Source organism: Brevibacillus reuszeri (assembly GCF_001187725.1).
Classification (GTDB): Bacteria; Bacillota; Bacilli; order Brevibacillales; family Brevibacillaceae; genus Brevibacillus; species Brevibacillus reuszeri.
This window is the reverse complement of the sequence record NZ_LGIQ01000009.1, coordinates 882,136-899,232: the sequence shown is the minus strand read 5'-3', so window position 1 is coordinate 899,232 and position 17,097 is coordinate 882,136. Positions and strand designations below refer to the sequence as shown.

At 48.2% G+C, this 17,097-nt stretch carries 12 protein-coding genes; all 12 read left to right on the top strand.

The features are described from left to right. Window positions 1-485: 485 nt before the first annotated feature. Window positions 486-1,586, top strand: coding sequence for an ATP-binding protein (locus ADS79_RS18555; RefSeq protein WP_049739879.1), 1,101 nt, complete (start codon window positions 486-488; stop codon window positions 1,584-1,586). Then, complete coding sequence (locus tag ADS79_RS18550) at window positions 1,547-3,928, top strand: DUF5682 family protein (protein WP_049739878.1); 2,382 nt, start codon at window positions 1,547-1,549, stop codon at window positions 3,926-3,928. The genes ADS79_RS18555 and ADS79_RS18550 overlap by 40 nt, the downstream gene beginning before the upstream one ends. After that, window positions 3,913-5,052, top strand: a complete 1,140-nt coding sequence (locus ADS79_RS18545) for a VWA domain-containing protein (protein WP_049739877.1) — start codon at window positions 3,913-3,915, stop codon at window positions 5,050-5,052. The genes ADS79_RS18550 and ADS79_RS18545 overlap by 16 nt, the downstream gene beginning before the upstream one ends. Before the next feature lie 28 nt (window positions 5,053-5,080). Then, window positions 5,081-8,545 (top strand): DUF4132 domain-containing protein, encoded by a 3,465-nt coding sequence (locus tag ADS79_RS18540; RefSeq protein ID WP_049739876.1) that lies wholly within the window; start codon window positions 5,081-5,083, stop codon window positions 8,543-8,545. A 2-nt stretch (window positions 8,546-8,547) separates the two neighbouring features. Next, window positions 8,548-10,200, top strand: coding sequence for a hypothetical protein (locus ADS79_RS18535; protein WP_049739875.1), 1,653 nt, complete (start codon window positions 8,548-8,550; stop codon window positions 10,198-10,200). A 22-nt stretch (window positions 10,201-10,222) separates the two neighbouring features. Next, the gene (locus ADS79_RS18530; RefSeq protein WP_049739874.1) at window positions 10,223-10,501 is read left to right on the top strand and encodes a hypothetical protein; all 279 of its coding nucleotides are present in this window, start codon (window positions 10,223-10,225) and stop codon (window positions 10,499-10,501) included. A 250-nt stretch (window positions 10,502-10,751) separates the two neighbouring features. Then, window positions 10,752-11,207 carry an SRPBCC family protein gene (locus tag ADS79_RS18525; protein WP_049741058.1) on the top strand — a complete coding sequence of 152 codons (456 nt, stop codon included), beginning with the start codon at window positions 10,752-10,754 and terminating at the stop codon, window positions 11,205-11,207. Between the two features lie 23 nt (window positions 11,208-11,230). Further along, a complete protein-coding gene (locus ADS79_RS18520; RefSeq protein ID WP_049739873.1) occupies window positions 11,231-11,752 on the top strand; it encodes a (2Fe-2S)-binding protein in 522 nt (173 codons plus the stop codon). A gap of 2 nt (window positions 11,753-11,754) precedes the next feature. Then, complete coding sequence (locus ADS79_RS18515) at window positions 11,755-14,103, top strand: xanthine dehydrogenase family protein molybdopterin-binding subunit (RefSeq protein ID WP_049739872.1); 2,349 nt, start codon at window positions 11,755-11,757, stop codon at window positions 14,101-14,103. Continuing rightward, window positions 14,100-14,957, top strand: a complete 858-nt coding sequence (locus ADS79_RS18510; RefSeq protein WP_049739871.1) for an FAD binding domain-containing protein — start codon at window positions 14,100-14,102, stop codon at window positions 14,955-14,957. The genes ADS79_RS18515 and ADS79_RS18510 overlap by 4 nt, the downstream gene beginning before the upstream one ends. Further along, complete coding sequence (locus tag ADS79_RS18505; protein WP_049739870.1) at window positions 14,957-15,874, top strand: AAA family ATPase; 918 nt, start codon at window positions 14,957-14,959, stop codon at window positions 15,872-15,874. The genes ADS79_RS18510 and ADS79_RS18505 overlap by 1 nt, the downstream gene beginning before the upstream one ends. Further along, window positions 15,871-17,094: a vWA domain-containing protein gene (locus tag ADS79_RS18500; RefSeq protein WP_049739869.1), complete on the top strand. Its 1,224-nt coding sequence runs from the start codon at window positions 15,871-15,873 to the stop codon at window positions 17,092-17,094. Before ADS79_RS18505 ends, ADS79_RS18500 begins: the two co-directional genes overlap by 4 nt. Window positions 17,095-17,097: the final 3 nt, after the last annotated feature.

Genomic DNA, 17,097 nt, shown 5'->3' with positions numbered 1-17,097 from the left:
GTAAATACTGTCTGCTGCGACTTTGACGCTTACGTTCCGAGTCGCTCAGGCACGTATTTTTTATTTTCCACCACTTTAAAAAAGTGAAGCGATGAAAAGTGCAGCGCATAAAATTAGGTTAGTTTCCGCCTTTAGATTGTGAAGTGAAGGACCGAAACATACTGCATGGTAGAAACATGTTTCATTAATTTGATGTATTAGAATCCTGCGTATTGATCAAGTGAGTATTTTCTGCAACTTCAAACCCTAATCTCATGTAATAGTCTAACAACCTCTTGATCAGTTCTTTTCTGGATCAATACTCATGGAAGAAGATTAATCGTAAAGGGTAGAAAGAGAGTTTGCAACTAGTACTCAATCCTCATGTTTTCACATAATTTACCTATTATCGGGACCAAATACCCTTTATTTTCAAAAGTCTGTATGGTTATTATTTTTTGAGATAGCCTATTTTTTAGAAAAAGCGGAAATGGAGTGACAATTGGATGGAGACAATGAAGCCACCAATGGAAGAACTATACGCAGCACAGCTTAGTGCGCTCAGATCCAATGATACGGGAGCCAAACCACCGAACTGGCTGATGTCACCGAAAGCGGTTCGTGACTTTATACTTGGTACGGATAAACCACTTACATACGAAGGCGAAAAAGTCGAAATCACCAAGAAATTTTATGGGGATGATGTCCTCATCGAACGGGCGATTGTTACACTGGCAGGTAACCGTGGATTGATGCTGGTGGGAGAACCAGGTACTGCCAAAACGATGCTGAGCGAGCTGTTGTCGGCAGCTATATCCGGAACGAGTACGAATACGATTCAAGGTACAGCGGGTACCACCGAGGATATGATCAAATATTCCTGGAATTATGCGATGCTGCTGGACAAAGGACCTACACCGCAAGCGCTGGTACCTTCGCCGCTTTATACAGGTATGAACAAGGGGATTATTACCCGCTTTGAAGAGATTACGCGATGCCCATTTGAGGTACAAGACGTCTTGATCAGTATTTTGAGTGATAAAGTCATGAATATACCAGAAATGGAAGACGGCATTTTATTTGCAAAGCCTGGCTTCAATATTATCGCTACAGCAAACCTGCGAGATAAGGGCGTAAATGAAATGAGCAGCGCCTTGAAACGTCGCTTTAATTTCGAGACGATCTCGCCGATTAATCATGTCAAAATGGAAGCACAAATCATTGAATCACAAGCAAAACTATTGCTCAAGCAAAGTGGTGTCGATATCGAAATCGATCGCGATGTGGTTGAAATTTTGGCGACGACCTTTATGGAGCTGCGCACTGGCGAAACAAAGGAAGGCTACAAAATTGATTCCCCGCAGTCAGTCATGAGTACAGCCGAGGCAGTATCGGTCTACGTCCAGAGTGCGATGACGTCCCATTACTATGAGAACAAACCAATTTCCTTGGAGCGTCTCGTACAAAACATGCTAGGCGCAGTGGTGAAAGAAAACCAAAAGGACGGGAGCATCCTAAAAACGTACTTTACCAAAGTGGTCAAAGAACGGGCAAAGGAAGAGGGGCTATGGGGAGCTTATTACAACGAGAAGAAATGGATCAGATAAACAAGCTGGCAGCAGAAGAAGTTTATAACCTGAACAAGCAAGTCGTTTATTTTCCAATTAGGCATCATAGTCCAGCTTGTTCCTTTCATTTGAAGAAAACGATTGAAGCCTATCAACCTACAACTATATTAATTGAGGGACCGGATAACAGTAATCACTTGATCCCGATATTGGCGAATGACCAGACGCAGCCCCCGGTGAGTATTTATTACGCATACACCACGGAAGAACGTAAATATGTGTGCTATTTCCCTTTTCTGTCGTATTCACCAGAGTACGTGGCCCTGCTGGAAGCGAAGCGCCTGCAAATTCCAGCCTCTTTCATCGATCTGGGATACGGGAGCAGGCTGGAGAGCCTCGAAGACGGTCATGATTTGAAAAAGCACAATGAGAAACAGTCCTATCACGACGAGCGCATGCTGTCGGGGTCCTCGTTTATTCAACAGCTATGTGCGACGCTGAAATGTCGCAATTTCGATGAGCTGTGGGAAAAGGTATTTGAAATCGAAGGCATCCGAAAAACGTCAGCCGATTTTGTCAAGGAAGTGTTTGCTTACTGCTACTTGTCACGCAAATGCTATGATGATGCGGCATTAGAGGCAGAGGGTGACCTGATTCGCGAAGCACATATGCGAAAAAAGATTGAGGAAGCCAAACAAACACATGACAGGATCCTCGTCGTAACTGGGGGTTTTCATACATACGGATTGATCGAGAACCGCCCTGTCACCTACACGGTGAAAAAAGCAAAGGAAGAAAAGGTGTATCCGATGGTATACACCTATCAGGAAGCCGATCAATTAAACGGCTACGCCAGCGGGATGCCGTTCGTCCATTACTACGAAAACGTATGGCGAGCGCTGGAGAAGAAGGAGAACGCCCCTTTTACGAAGAGCGCACTCACCTATTTGCCCCACCTGCTAAAAAAGCTGCGCGATAAAGATGAAAGCAACTCCACGGCAGATGCCATCGAAGCATACAGCTTGATGAGTGGCCTAGCTGTGATGCGTGAGAAATCTGAGGGTGGTGCATACGAGCTGCTTGATTCTGTGCTGTCAGCTTTTACAAAAGGGGAGCGATCTATCGCTACGAATCAGCCGATAGAAGCCCTCAGAGAGCTCATGACGGGCGACGGGATTGGTCAGGTAGCCAAAAATAATCTGGATGTGCCGATTGTTCGCGATTGCAAGGAAAAGTGCAAGACGCACAAGCTGCAAATATCTACCACGGGTCGCAATCAGAAAATATTGGAGCTGTATGCGAAAAAAACACATCGTCAGGCAAGTCATTTTTTTCATTGCATGCAGTTTTTAGGGACAGAATTTTGTCAAAAAGAAGCGGGACCCGACTGGATGAACTACAAGCATGTCAATCTCGTGCGGGAAACGTGGCGTTACGGATATTCCTCCTACGTGGAGGCACGTCTGATCGAGGCTTCTATCTATGGAGGTACGGTGCAGGAAGCAGCTGCCCAAAAACTGGAAGATATGGTGAAGGAGCTGCCGCAGCACCAAAGTCATGAGCTGGCAAAGTGGCTGCTGCAAGCCATCGTCATGGGATTGGAAGAGCTCGGAGAACGGTTGTTCGAGCTGGTAGAGCAATCAGTCAAGCAGGACGGACATTTTTTATCCTTGTGTCAAACGCTCAAGGTGCTGACCATGCTGCATGAACAAAAGCGTTTATTTGGACTAAAAGACACTGCTCGACTAGAACGGCTGCTTGATGAGATCTACTATGAGGCAGTAACGAAAATTGCCTGGCAATCCAATCCTCATCCAGACGAATGGAGTGCGATAGCAGAACAGCTCAAATTCCTCTACACCGTGAGCGAACAGAAGCAAGCAGCAGACGCACGGGAAATTTTTAGCGATCAACTTCAGGCATTGCTAAACAGTGACCAGCTACCAGCAAATCTTGTGGGAGTGGTGACAGCGATACTGTGCAATTTGGCGGTGCTGGACCGTTCGGAGGTTTCTCGCCGTGCCCGAGCGTATATGCTCGGCTCCCCTGATCAGATTTTACATACGGCTCCTTACTTGCAAGGTGTGTTTCTCGTCGCTCGCGACTATCTTTTTTACGAAGAGGCGCTTCTAAGTGATCTGAATCAAATGATTAGTTCCATTAGCTACGACGATTTTATCCAGGTCGTCCCTGAGCTGCGTCTTGCGTTCACTTACTTTAGCCCTATGGAAATCACGATGCTCTCAGAGAAAGTGGCAGCACTGTTCAATGCTTCTGTGGGAGATGTAATGGGTTCGTTTGTCGATGAGAAAGTCATGCGAGAGGCACGGCGGCTGGACCTGGGAATCAAGGAGGAATATGCCAAATGGAACCTCATCTAAGCCGGGAGGCCCTCAACCGATGGCGTTTGCTGTTGGGATCGCATGCCGAAGAATCGCTTCAAAGCTCGGAGCATTTTTCATCGCAAGATTTTTCTTATCAGGAATTGGATTCGATACTGGATTATCTCTACAGCAGAGAGTATGGAGAGGACCAGGGCTATCGTAAAGAGGGAGGGAGGGGCGATTCACAGCTGACCGTCCCAACTTGGCTGGGCAAGGTCAGGAAGCTCTTTCCGAAAAAAACAGTGGAAATTCTCGAGAAGCAGGCACTAGACAGATACGGCATGACCGAGCTGTTAACCGATAAAAAAGTATTGGAAAAGCTTGAGCCAAACATGACACTGTTAAAAAACATTCTGCAATTCAAAGGCAGGATGAAAGGCGAGGTCGTCAAAAGCGCCAAGGAAATCGTTCGTCAGGTTGTAGAGGATCTGCGGCGAAAGCTGGAATCGGAGGTCCAGACGAGCATTGTTGGAAAGCGCAATCGTCACAGGCGCGGGTACACCAAAACGATGCGAAATCTGGATGTGCATAAAACGATCCGTAAAAACCTGAAAAACTATGACCGCAAAAAGAATCGGTTCGTCATCGATGAGCTTTATTTCCACAGTAATATCCAGCATCACAACAAGTGGAACGTCGTCATTGTCGTGGATGAAAGCGGCAGTATGATGGATTCGGTCATTTACAGTGCAGTCATGGCGAGCATTTTTTACAAGCTGGCTGCGTTAAAGACGCATCTCGTCATCTTTGATACAAAGGTAGTCGACTTAAGTAATCGCTTGGATGATCCGGTAGATGTGCTGATGAGCGTGCAGTTGGGTGGGGGGACTCATATTGCACAGGCTCTCAAATACGGAAAATCCCTGCTTGAAAATCCAGCAAAGACCATCTTCATCCTGGTCAGCGATCTGGAGGAAGGCTATCCGATCAAGGAAATGTATCGCCAAAGTAAAGAAATCATCGATTCTGGCTGCAAATTTTTAGTGCTCACTGCACTTGATTTCAACGGTAACGCCACGTACAACAAACATGCCGCACGAGTCCTGGCAGATATGGGCGCCAATGTAGCGGCGATCACACCCAACGAGCTATCGCAATGGATTGGAAAGATCATTAAATAAGCGAGGGAAGATAGAGGAGGAGATTGAATTGGTACTGCGTAAAACAGTCGCTGATCCACTTACGAAACGATTTGTAGAAGAATATATGAACATTGGACACGTTAACAGTCAGTTGCATGATCAGATCGCTGACTACGTGACAGGTGAAACTGATGTACGCCCACCTATCGAAGCTAATCAGCGGTTTTATGGCTATTCGGTCATGAACCATCTCGACAGGCTGAAAAAAAGCGGGGATGAACAGGCTTTTTTCCGTGCGGCAGAGCTGGTGTATCGGGCAAGCCATCGTTTTTATGAAAAGAAAGACGTCATGGAAAAATGCTTCTGGGATGCAATCAAGCTGAGAAAGCTAAACGACACTTCCAAAAGGCGCGCTTCCAAAGAGGAAGAAGCCATCGAAGCAATGAAAAAAACGGCCACGCATTTTGGACACCCTATTTTCAGTGAGTTTATGGTGAAGGCTGCGGAGGATTATCGCGCCAGTATCAATCGGGACTACAATTCCATATTCGAGCGGGCGAACCATTTGCTGCTCATTTCGTATGCCTATGAAGTTTCGCCTACGCTACTGGAAGAAGCGAAAGTAAAGCTGGAGCCGATCTACTATCATCTCGTGACAGGAGACGAGGAAGCATACATCAACGAATTATGGAATCTGGCAAAGAACATCACCATGCTGCAAATCAACAGCAGTCATTCGGTCACAAATGAAGTGTTGCCTCCTGCATTTTTAAAAGAGAAAAGAGCGCAGGTTCGGGAAACCTATTTCCCTGACGAGATCGTAAACGAAGGGTCTGTCCTGAACCACAAGCACAAGCAGCGTTATATCGAGATGTTACTCAGCCTGGTGTACTACCGCGTGCATGTCGCTGGAGGGATTGAAGCTTTCCTAGCACAGCCGGATAAAAAGGATTGCGAGCTGCATTCTGTCTTGACCATTCTCATGGAGCTGTTCCCACTGGATGTACTGGCGCAGGATGTACAATTGGCTGAGCTTGTACAGATAGATGAACCCTATTTGTTGCTGCTTCAGCTGCGAAACCACCTTTCTTCCGCGCCAGTTTCTTGGCGAGAGCTGGATGAATTGACAGTGGCGAACATCGATAAGACGAGACGGGCATTTGAACTGACCACGCTACCAATCATTAAGGGCTATCTGTTCAAAACCATGCAAGCCGCAGGTATCGATCTATCGGATCAGGAGCATTCTCTGGAGACAATCATTTTGGACGCGCTTCGCCGGATGAAGGGGACGACCAAGCTCGCCAGCTTCCTGCAAGGCACTTGCACGATTGAAGAGGTGTTGGGATCATCCCACCTAGAGGACATGCAGCGAGTGGGACAGCAGATGTATTTGCTAAACTTCCTGCCTATCGAACACCCATTTATTCAGCGATTGATCCAATTTTTAAGCACGTATGTTGATAAATCTTCTCGTAAGGTCGGTCTTTCCTGCTTTGCTCATGCGTTCCAGGACCAACTGGGCAGCATTGTTGATTTGTACCGGACAGCCGAGGACATAGACTTGCAAAAGCTTGTCGTGCAGATCTTGGAAAGCAAGGGCTCGTATTATTACTACACACAGGTCAACGAAGAGAACTATGTAACTCTGATCAAAAAGTGTCCGGAAATCTGCCTGGCATCCTTTGGACAGTTTGAAACAGATGTCCGGGTGTTCGTTTTGGAAACCATGCTCGCGCAAAAGGAATCGTTGCCACTTGAGCTAAGGAATCAAGCTATACTGCTCGGAATGGGAGATACCTCGAAGAAGGTGTCAGCGATTGCGAACGCAGAATTCCTTTTGCAAAAGGACAAGGAGCTATACGTGCACGTCTACACCACGGAGAAAAAAGCAAAAGTGAAAGAGCTGGCATTGGATGCGATACGTGGTCTGGAAGATAGCAAAGTAATTTTGCAGGAGCTGCTCGCAAAAGAGAAAAACAGCAAATTTAAAACGCTGCTGCAAGCCTTTGTGGATTCGGAAGAAAGCGGACCGGATGCGAGCCTGTCCAATCTCGGCAATCTGGTTGATAAACGGAAATTGGTACGAATCAAATGGCTTCCATTGGAGCTCCTTCCTGCTCTCTGCGACATGGAAGGCAACGAGCTCGGCAGAGAAGTGATGGAATACATATTGACGTGCTCTATCGAAGCACAAACAGCGCCGAACCCGCGCGTCCTTGAACTGAAGGAGCATTTGTCGGCGTCGTCGTTGGCTAATTTTACGGCAGAGGTTCTGCGCACATGGCTGGATAACGGAGCTGTCGCAAAAGAAAAATGGGTCATGCCGCTTTGCATCGCGTTTGGGGACAGACGCAGTGTCGATATCATTGGACAGATGATCAAAGAGTGGACCGATCATTCACGCGGGGCATTGGCTTCGGATGGCGTTCGCGCACTATCGTTTTCAGACGATCTGGCTGCCTTGCGCATCATTGACCACACGAAGAGAACCATCAAGAACAAGCAGGTGAAGAGCGCAGCAGAAGAAGCATTACAAATGGCTGCAACGAATCAGAATATCTCGACGGAAGAGCTGGAGGATCGGTTGGTGACACAGCTGGGCTTTGATGCTTCCGGCAAGCAGGTATTTGATTACGGTGATCGCACCTTCACCGTCAAAGTAAACAACGAGCTGGAACTAGAGGTTATCAACGATAGCACGGGAAAAGCTGTGAAAAATCTGCCTGCGCCGTCAGCAAAAGACGATCAGCAGAAGGCGGAAGAGGCACGTGCAACATTTGCTTTGCTGAAAAAGGATTTGAAAAATCTGGTGAAAATTCAATCGCTTCGACTCGAAGAATTCCTGTCCAAGGCGCGCTTCTGGTCCACAGCAGCTTGGAAGGGGCTGTTTGTGGAAAACGTGCTCATGCAAAAGTTTGCGATTGGCCTCGTCTGGGGTGTTTACGAGGAAGGAAGGCTCGTTGATACATTCAGGTACATGGACGACGGCACGTTTAATACCGTGGATGAAGACGAATACGAGCTTGCAGATGATCAGTTCATCGGCTTAATTCATCCGCTGGAGCTGGACGCAGATACCCTTTCAGGCTGGCGCACGCAGCTGGAAGATTATGAAATTACGCAACCATTTGATCAGCTGAATCGTGAAGCGTTCCTGCCGACAGAGGAAGAGCTGAAGGCTCACGCAATCCTGCGTTTGCCACAGGATTCGTACACGCCTACGACCTTTGCCAAAACGATGGAGAAATTCGGTTGGATAAAAGGAATTCCGCAAGATGCCGGATTCTATTATGAGTTCTACAAAGTGTACGGGGATATTGTGGCTGAGCTTAGAATCAGCGGAGCGAGTATTTCGTATTACGATGGCATGGAGGATATCCAGCTGGAGGAGCTAGCTTTTTATTCAGCGAAAGACAATCAGTACCGCTACCATTACTACCAGCCAACCGAGCGGATCAATCTCAATGAGATACCTGCACGCGTATTCAGTGAAACCGTCTATGATGTGACGCGGGCAGCAGGAAAGTAAACATGGCCGAATTCAAGACAGAATTTCATCGATTTATTGCGCTCTGCAATGAAGAGTACTTGATTCAATACGCCAATAAAGGCATTTACAATCGTGCGCTTAAAGATATGGAAAAAGGGGTAACGGTTTCCTACGAGTTTGGGGAAGATTACGTCGAGTGTGCGCTGTCGGATGACAGCGTATGCCGACTTCATGCAGATATCTCGCGTTTTTCTTGCTCATGCCCCTCGGATAAAATGTGCAAGCATGTGATCATCGCCATCGTCTATTATGCAAATCAGTATCTTACTGTAGATACGACGGAGGAGGTTGCGGGCTTTCAACCTGATTTTGGATGGGTGCTTGATCTCGCTCCTGCGCAAATATCCAAGGCATTTTCTGCCGCCCAGATTGAAGAGGTTCTCTTTCGCCTGGAATACGATGAAGATATCGAAATAGCGATGACGTCCTTTTTAACTGTGACCTTGCCATCACAAAAAGTGATTGTCACGTTTGAGCCCGATTCTGAAATTGCGAAAACCATGTGCAGCTGCAAGGCGAAAGGAAATTGTATTCACAAGCTTGAAGCCCTGCTTCGCTATCGCCTGGCCAATCAGATTGATGACAGCGCTGCGCTCCTGACAACGAATCTGGATGTGAGCTTTGATCAAGACGTAGTCCGAGAAACCAAAGAACTGATCCAGGAAGTGCTTGGTATCGGTCTTGCCAAGCTGTCGAACACGATTTGCACAAGACTTGAGCTACTGGCCATTGCAGCGCACAATGGCAATCTGCCGAATCTGGAATCGGAGCTTCGCGGGCTACACGGGGATCTGTCGCTGTTTTTCAAACGCCATGTTCAGTTTTCCAAGGAAGGACTGCTGGATAGACTAACAAGAGTGTATGTGGGGCTGGTTGCCTTGGAGAGGGCAGTGCACAGTGATCAGAAAAAACAGCTGCTTGGCAGCTTTAAAAGCAGGTACTATACGATCCCGCAGCTGACCCTGTACGCTCTGGGCGCCAATCCATGGGAAACACGCTCAGGGTACAAAGGCGTTACCTATTACTTCTTCTCGTTAGATGACAAACGCATCTACACGTATACCGAGGCGCGGCCAGTCTACTACGAAGGAAGCTCCTTCTCGTATTTGAATAGCTACAAAGGGAAAACGCCCTGGAGTGATCTGTTGACGATGGAGGAGCTAGCGCAATCACAAGTCGTATTGACTCAGCCCAAAACCAATCGGGAGCAGCGCCTGTCCTCGAGCGAGGATACCCAGCTAGGGATTCAAGCTCGTTTACACATTGAGGAGATCGAGCTGGGGGATACGTTTATTCGCGATTGGGCGGAAGTAACAAAGCGAAAAAGCGGAGACTTGTTTGAACAATCAACGGATACGGTTTTTTTATTGCGAGCAGCCAAGGCGAGCAACGTCGAGTTTGACGATGCAACCCAAAAGCTGTCCATCACAATCGAGCATGAGGATTGCCATACCATTGATTTGACGATCACGTATCAGGAGAAATTTGCGCGTACGCTTAATGCTCTTGAACGAAACAAGCGTTTGCTGGAGCTGCGTGATGTATTTGTGCTTGTTCAACGCATCGGAGACACATTTGTTCCGATCAGTTTCTTGCAAGGTACCTCGCTTACCAGCATCAAGCTTGATTTATAGGAGAGTAGGAGCGTGAATTCCAATGGACCAACTACAACTGCTTTTGGAAAAGCTATCTGATTGGCTGGAACGATTGCTGCTCAAGGGTATCTATAAAATCGACAGTAAAGACATCGACGAGCTGCGTTCGTTGCAGGAATCGGCGCAAGCATATGAGATGAGCTTTCTCGCACAGCTTCTGGATGAGCTTGCGAGTGAGGGAAAAAGCTATACGCGCTCGATTCAGCATGATGCCGAATCACTGATAACTCGGTATTTGTACGTGTCACAATACGTATCCATGCAGAAAAGAACTGCATAACGATAAAGAAAAGGGAGTCTCATCCACACGGGCAAGAGTGGGGTGAGGCTCTTTTTGTTGGGGTGGCGATGAGGAAAAAGCAGGCAACATCTTTCAAAAATGAAACAGCGCATTTCAAATTTGAAAGAATAGGCCCTCATTCCTAGCAAAAAACTGAATAAATGCCATGGCATAGAAGTTGCTATTTATGAATGTAGCAGGCAGTATATACCTCCAGCCAAAAAACATTCGACAGCGGGGAGTGAGATTCGTGAAGCTCGAGCATACATACACGTTTGACATTCCAAGAGATGTTGTTTGGAAGCTCATTCAGAATGAAGAAGTATTGAAGAAGTCGATTCCCGGATGCAAATCGTTTGCCCAACAGGATGATGGCATTTATCAAGCAGAAATGGGTGTGAGTGTGGGGCCGGTTAAAGGCGTCTTCACAGGTCAGGTCCAACAGGTTGACCAGCAGGAGCCATCTTCTTATCGATTGCTGGTTCGAGGAAAAGGATTGCCTGGAGAGATTGACGCTGTGGCAGATATGCAGCTGGATGAAATCGGGCAAGGCACACAGCTAACTTGTACCACCGAAGTGCAGGTGACAGGCGTTCTCGCATCAGTAGGACAACGAGTGATGGGAGGGGTCGCCAAGATGGTGCTGGGACAATTTTTCAAAACGGTGGACAAGGAAATGAAACAGTTGGCTGCACATTCAGAGTAAAAATCGATAAGGAGGTGCCGGTGATGACATGTAAGAAGAACATTACACTGTCGGTAAATGGAGTCACACGCCAGGCTGAGATAGAACCGAGGCTGCTCCTGGCTCATTTGCTTCGTGAAGAGCTAAACCTCACAGGTACACATATTGGCTGCGATACGAGCCAGTGTGGAGCCTGTACCGTTATGGTGGACGGCGATGTTGTAAAATCCTGTACGGTCCTCGCTGTGCAAGCAGATGGAAAAGAGGTCACCACAGTAGAAGGCTTGGGTGATATGGAGCAGCTGCACCCGATTCAACAAGGGTTTTGGGAAAAGCACGGCTTGCAGTGCGGCTTTTGCACACCAGGTGTGATGATATCGATGGTCGGTCTGCTCAAAGAAAATCCGAATCCATCGGAAGAAGAAATTCGTGATGCGCTCGAAGGAGTCATCTGTCGATGCACCGGCTATCAGTTTATTGTAAGCGCTGTGCAGCATGCTGCACAACTGATCGCTGAAGGAAATGCTGTGAAAGAGACAATCGTCAGTTCAGGGGAGGGACACTAACGATGGCAAAGCTAATCGGAACCCCACAAAGGCGAAAGGAAGATCCCAAGCTCATCACAGGGAACGGAAATTTTACGGATGACATCAAGCTGCACGGAATGCTGCATGCCGCTTTTGTACGGAGCCCTCATGCTCATGCGAAAATTGTCAGGATAGATAGTTCAAATGCTTTAGCGTTGCCAGGGGTTGTAGCTGTGTATACTGGAGCTGACCTCGCGGGGAAAGTAAAATCCGTACCAACGATGTGGCTATTGCCAGGCGCAGACTTAAAGCCCAAGGATCGGAGCGCTTTGGCAATCGACAAGACCCGCTATGCGGGAGAGTGTGTTGCATTGGTGGTAGCAGAAAATCGCTACATCGCACGAGATGCTCTGGATTTGATTGAGGTGGATTATAAGGATTTACCAGCGGTCGTTCATCAGGAAGCGGCATTGCTGGAAGGCGCGCCACTCGTTCATGACGATGTTGAAAACAATCTGGCCCTTTTATGGAAAGCAGGCGAGATTCCAGAAGAAGAGTTTCAAAATGCTGAGGTTGTCGTCAAGCAGCGTTTGTATAACCAGCGCGTCATTCCCAATCCGATCGAGACGCGCGGAGCAGTCGCTCAGTACAATCCAGGAAGCGGTGAATTAACCATTTGGTGTACCTCGCAAAACCCGCATATTCATCGCATGGTGTATGCAGATGTACTAGGGATTCCTGAATCCAGATTGCAAATTGTTGCACCTGATGTCGGCGGTGGATTTGGCTCGAAGATTGCTACCTATAACGAGGAAGCAGTCGTCGGCCATGCAGCGCGAGATCTGAAGCGACCAGTAAAGTGGATTGAAGATCGCAAGGAACATTTTATGGCGACCACGCATGCACGTGACGAGGTTATCGAAGTAGAGCTGGCAGGAAGACGAGACGGAACCTTTACAGCAATCCGCGTAAAAAATACGGCAAACCTCGGCGCGTATCTGTCTACTTTTGGTGCAGGCTGCCCTACAATTGACTTCGGCTTGATGGTAACGGGAGCTTACACGATCCCCAAAGCGTCCGTAGTGACGTATGGTGTCTACACAAACACGACGCCGACTGATGCTTATCGAGGAGCAGGAAAACCGGAAGCAGCTTTTCAAATCGAGCGGATCGTAGATTTGTTTGCTCAGAAAATCGGTATGGACCCGGTGGAAATCAGACAAAAGAACCTGATTCCAGCCGAAGCATTTCCGTATGGAACAGCGATGGGTGTGAGCTACGACAGTGGAAATTATCATTATACACTGGATCGAGCGCTCGACATTGCAGACTATGCTTCACTGCGGGAAGAACAAGAAAGTCTTCGGGAGCAGGGCAGGTTGCTTGGGATCGGGGTGTCCACGTATGTGGAGCTTTGTGGATTCGGACCGTCAAAGGTAGCTGGCGCAATTGGGTTCCAGGGCGGTGTTTGGGAAAACAGTACCGTCCGTGTACATCCAACCGGCAAGGTAGCCGTCTTTACGGGAACGTCTCCACACGGTCAAGGAACAGCGACTACATTTGCCCAAGTCGTTGCCGAAAAATTGGGTATTTCGATTGACGATATTGAGCTCGTTTCTGGAGATACACGCAGCGTTTCGATGGGCTGGGGCACCTATGGATCGAGAAATACGGCAGTCGGGGGAGCAGCGGTAGCGATTGCGACTGACCGTGTCATTGAAAAAGCGAAAACCATCGCTGCCCATGAATTGGAAGTTTCAGTAGAAGATTTGGAATTTTCAGATGGTATTTTTGCTGTAAAAGGTGTTCCCGGGCAGTCGCGCTCGTTTCAGGAGATTGCCAAATCCGCCAACTTTGCGTGGAATCTGCCAGACGGTATAGAGCCATCGCTGGAGGGACAATCGTTCTTTGATCCGCCCAATTTCGTCTACCCTTTCGGCGCTCATATATGTGTGGTCGAAGTAGATGCTCAAACAGGTGAAATTGAATTGAAACGATACATTGCGGTTGATGATATCGGTCGTGTCATTAACCCTTTACTAGCGGAGGGACAAGTACACGGAGGTGTAGCACAGGGGATTGGGCAAGCGCTATGGGAAGGCGCAGTCTATAGCGACAATGGCCAGCTGTTATCAGGAACGTTTATGGACTATACGATGCCAAAAGCTCGCTTTTTCCCAACTATTGAGTCGCATTTCACCGAGACTCCTTCACCTGTCAACCCGCTTGGCGCAAAAGGTGTGGGTGAGACAGGAACAACGGGAGCTCCTCCAGCGGTTGTGAATGCGGTTATGGATGCTCTACGTCCATTCGGGATCAAGGACTTGGATATGCCGCTGACACCGGAAAAAGTATGGAGAGCCATGCAGACGAAGGGGGAAAACGCATGATACCGAACGCATTTGATTATGTCAAGGCAGGTTCAATCGAGGAAGCCATCCAGCTCATGCAGGAAAGTGATGGTGAAGGGAAGTTTCTTGCAGGTGGACATAGTCTCGTTCCCTTGATGAAGTTCCGTTTGACCAATCCTGGCAAGCTGATTGACATCAGCAGCCTCCAGGAGCTGAAAGGGATTCGTTTAGAGGGAAACAGGCTGATTGTCGGGGCATTGACTACACATAAGCAATTGTATTCCGATGCGCTCGTAAAAGAAAACATAGCCGTCCTGGCAGATACAGCGAGGACGATTGGCGACATGCAGATTCGCAATCGCGGTACCATCGGAGGAAACCTCGCACATGCGGACTCCGCAGCGGATTTGCCTGGTGTGGCGTTGGCGTTGGAGGCTCTTTTGGAAGTCCAAGGAGAGGATGGAAAAGAAGTAATCGATATTGACGGTTTTTTCCTCGGACCTCTGGTGACTGCACTCCCTGAGACGAGCGTGCTTACGTCCATATCCTTCCTGATTCCGCCATCTCATACCCAGAGTGTTTATTTAAAATATGCCCATCCGGCTTCTGGATACGCTGTTGCTGGTGTTTGTGCCATCGCAGGGGTTGGAGACGATGGACGCATAGATTTCGCCAGGATTGGTATAAATGGAGTAGCGGATGTTGCGTATCGGGCTACCTCTGTGGAGCAAGCATTACTGGGAGAATTGCCTACAGTAGAAACGATACAGAAGGCAGCAGCATTAGCGGCAGAAGAGGGTGAGATTGGGCATGATCTCTTCGCCTCTGAGCAATATCGACGCAATCTTGCCGCAGTTTACACCGAGCGTGCGCTGTCCCGCGTCCTTCTGTAATGACGAGGGAAGAAAAACAACGGATTACCTCTTCGGGGATTGAAGCAGCTTTTGCACAAAACGGTTATGTAGCAGACCGAGCCTCGGCAACCGCGCTACAGCTGATGATTTCCTTAAAAAAACCGCTATTGGTTGAAGGGCCGGCTGGGGTGGGGAAGACGGAGATTGCCAAGGTGCTTGCAAAAGTCCTGCAAACACGTCTTATTCGTTTGCAATGCTACGAAGGGCTGGATGTTCATTCTGCTTTGTACGAATGGAATTATCGCAAGCAATTGCTTCATCTCAAGCTAAGTGAAAACGACGGGCGAAGTCTTCGGGAAAAGGAAGCCGACTTGTATGACCAATCATTTTTGCTCCGCCGTCCCTTATTGGAGGCTTTGCTGGACCCGGTGTCATCGCCCGTCCTCCTCATCGACGAAATTGATCGGGCTGATGAGGCTTTTGAAGCGTATTTGCTGGAAACTCTAGCGGAATTTCAAGTAACAATTCCCGAGCTGGGTACGGTAGCGGCACAGCATCGTCCTTACATCATTTTGACCTCCAATCGAACGAGAGAATTGAGTGATGCACTTCGCCGGAGGTGCTTGTACCAATGGATATCATATCCAGATCTTGATAAAGAATTGCAGATTTTACATGCCAAAATACCGGGAATGAATACAGAATTGGCGGAGCAAATCTCCAGGGTGATGGAACAAATTCGACGCATGCCCTTGGTCAAAACGCCAGGTATGGCGGAGACCCTCGACTGGGCACTCGCTTTAGTGACGTTGCATCAAGGGATTTTGGACAGAGAAACGATGCAAGAAACGCTGGGATGTGTTTTGAAAGACAAGGATGACTGGGAACTCGTCATTCAGCGCATGAACCATGGAGCTTTATTGAAGGATCAATCGTTCACAGGGGATGGGCAATGAACATTCGTGAATCTGTTCAGCCACCAAAGAGTAATCTGGTCGAGCATGTCGCACGGTTTTGCCAAATGCTAAGAACGCACGGGTTCAAGATTGGTCCCGAACAAACGATAGACGCGCTTCGAGCCATGGAGATCGCAGGTTTGTCCTTCGAGTCAGATGTGAGGGAAGCGCTTCGTCTAGTTCTTTGCTCAAGCCCATCAGAGCAGCTGCTCTTTGATGCATTATTTGCTGCGTACTTCTGTGGCGACAACCTGCGTCCTCATGCTGCAGACAGGAAGCAGCAACGCTCCGAGGAACATCCCCTTGCCATGGGGAGAAAGCAAAGTCCAAATGCTCCATCTCCAAAGAGCCAGCCTAATACTGTGAAGCCTTCACGTACTGGGGATGTCCTCGGGTTTGATACAGGCATTTCACAAGAGTCTGATTCAACTGAACCAAAAGATACAGGAAAGTCCATTCTCGCATCCCTTTTACAGAAGGATATGCCATCACGTGCCCGGATTCCCCTTGAGGATTTGGACAAGGCCATAGAGGCTGCAAAATGGCTGCTGCATCGAGCAAAACGAGAAATTAGCCGAAAGCAGGAAGCTGGTCATAAGGGGAAGCAGCTGGATTTTCGTAAAACGATGCGCATGAACCTGCAGGAGGGCAGTGAGTTCTTCAACCTCGCCTGGAAAAAGCCAAGGCCAAAACGAATTCGATTCGTGCTCTTTTGCGACGGCAGCCGCTCCATGACAGGCTTTGCAGAACGATTGTTGCAATTTGCCTACGCATTGACCTGCTGCTCCAAGCTGGTAGAAGTTTTCCTCTTTTCCACAAATCTGAAGAGAGTGACAGGAATGTTGTACGAGGCCAAGCGCCAACAGCTTCGGACCTTGCCTGTGCTCGGAGCCGAATGGGGTGGCGGTACACGAATCGGGGAATCACTGGCGACATTTCTTTCTGGGGAAGGACGCCATATGCTCGGAAAAAACACGGTGGTCATGATCGGAAGTGATGGTTTAGAAACAGGTTCGATTGAAATACTTCAGCAATCAATGAAGGTCATTCACTCACAAGCAGCGAGTGTGATTTGGCTCAATCCGCTGCTAGCGATGCCTGGCTATGAACCGATAGCTAGCGGAATGCAGGCGGCACTCCCGTATATTGATACATTTTCATCTGCAAACGACCCCGTTTCCTTTAAAAAAATGGCTGCTGCCTTTACATGTCGGAGGTGATCG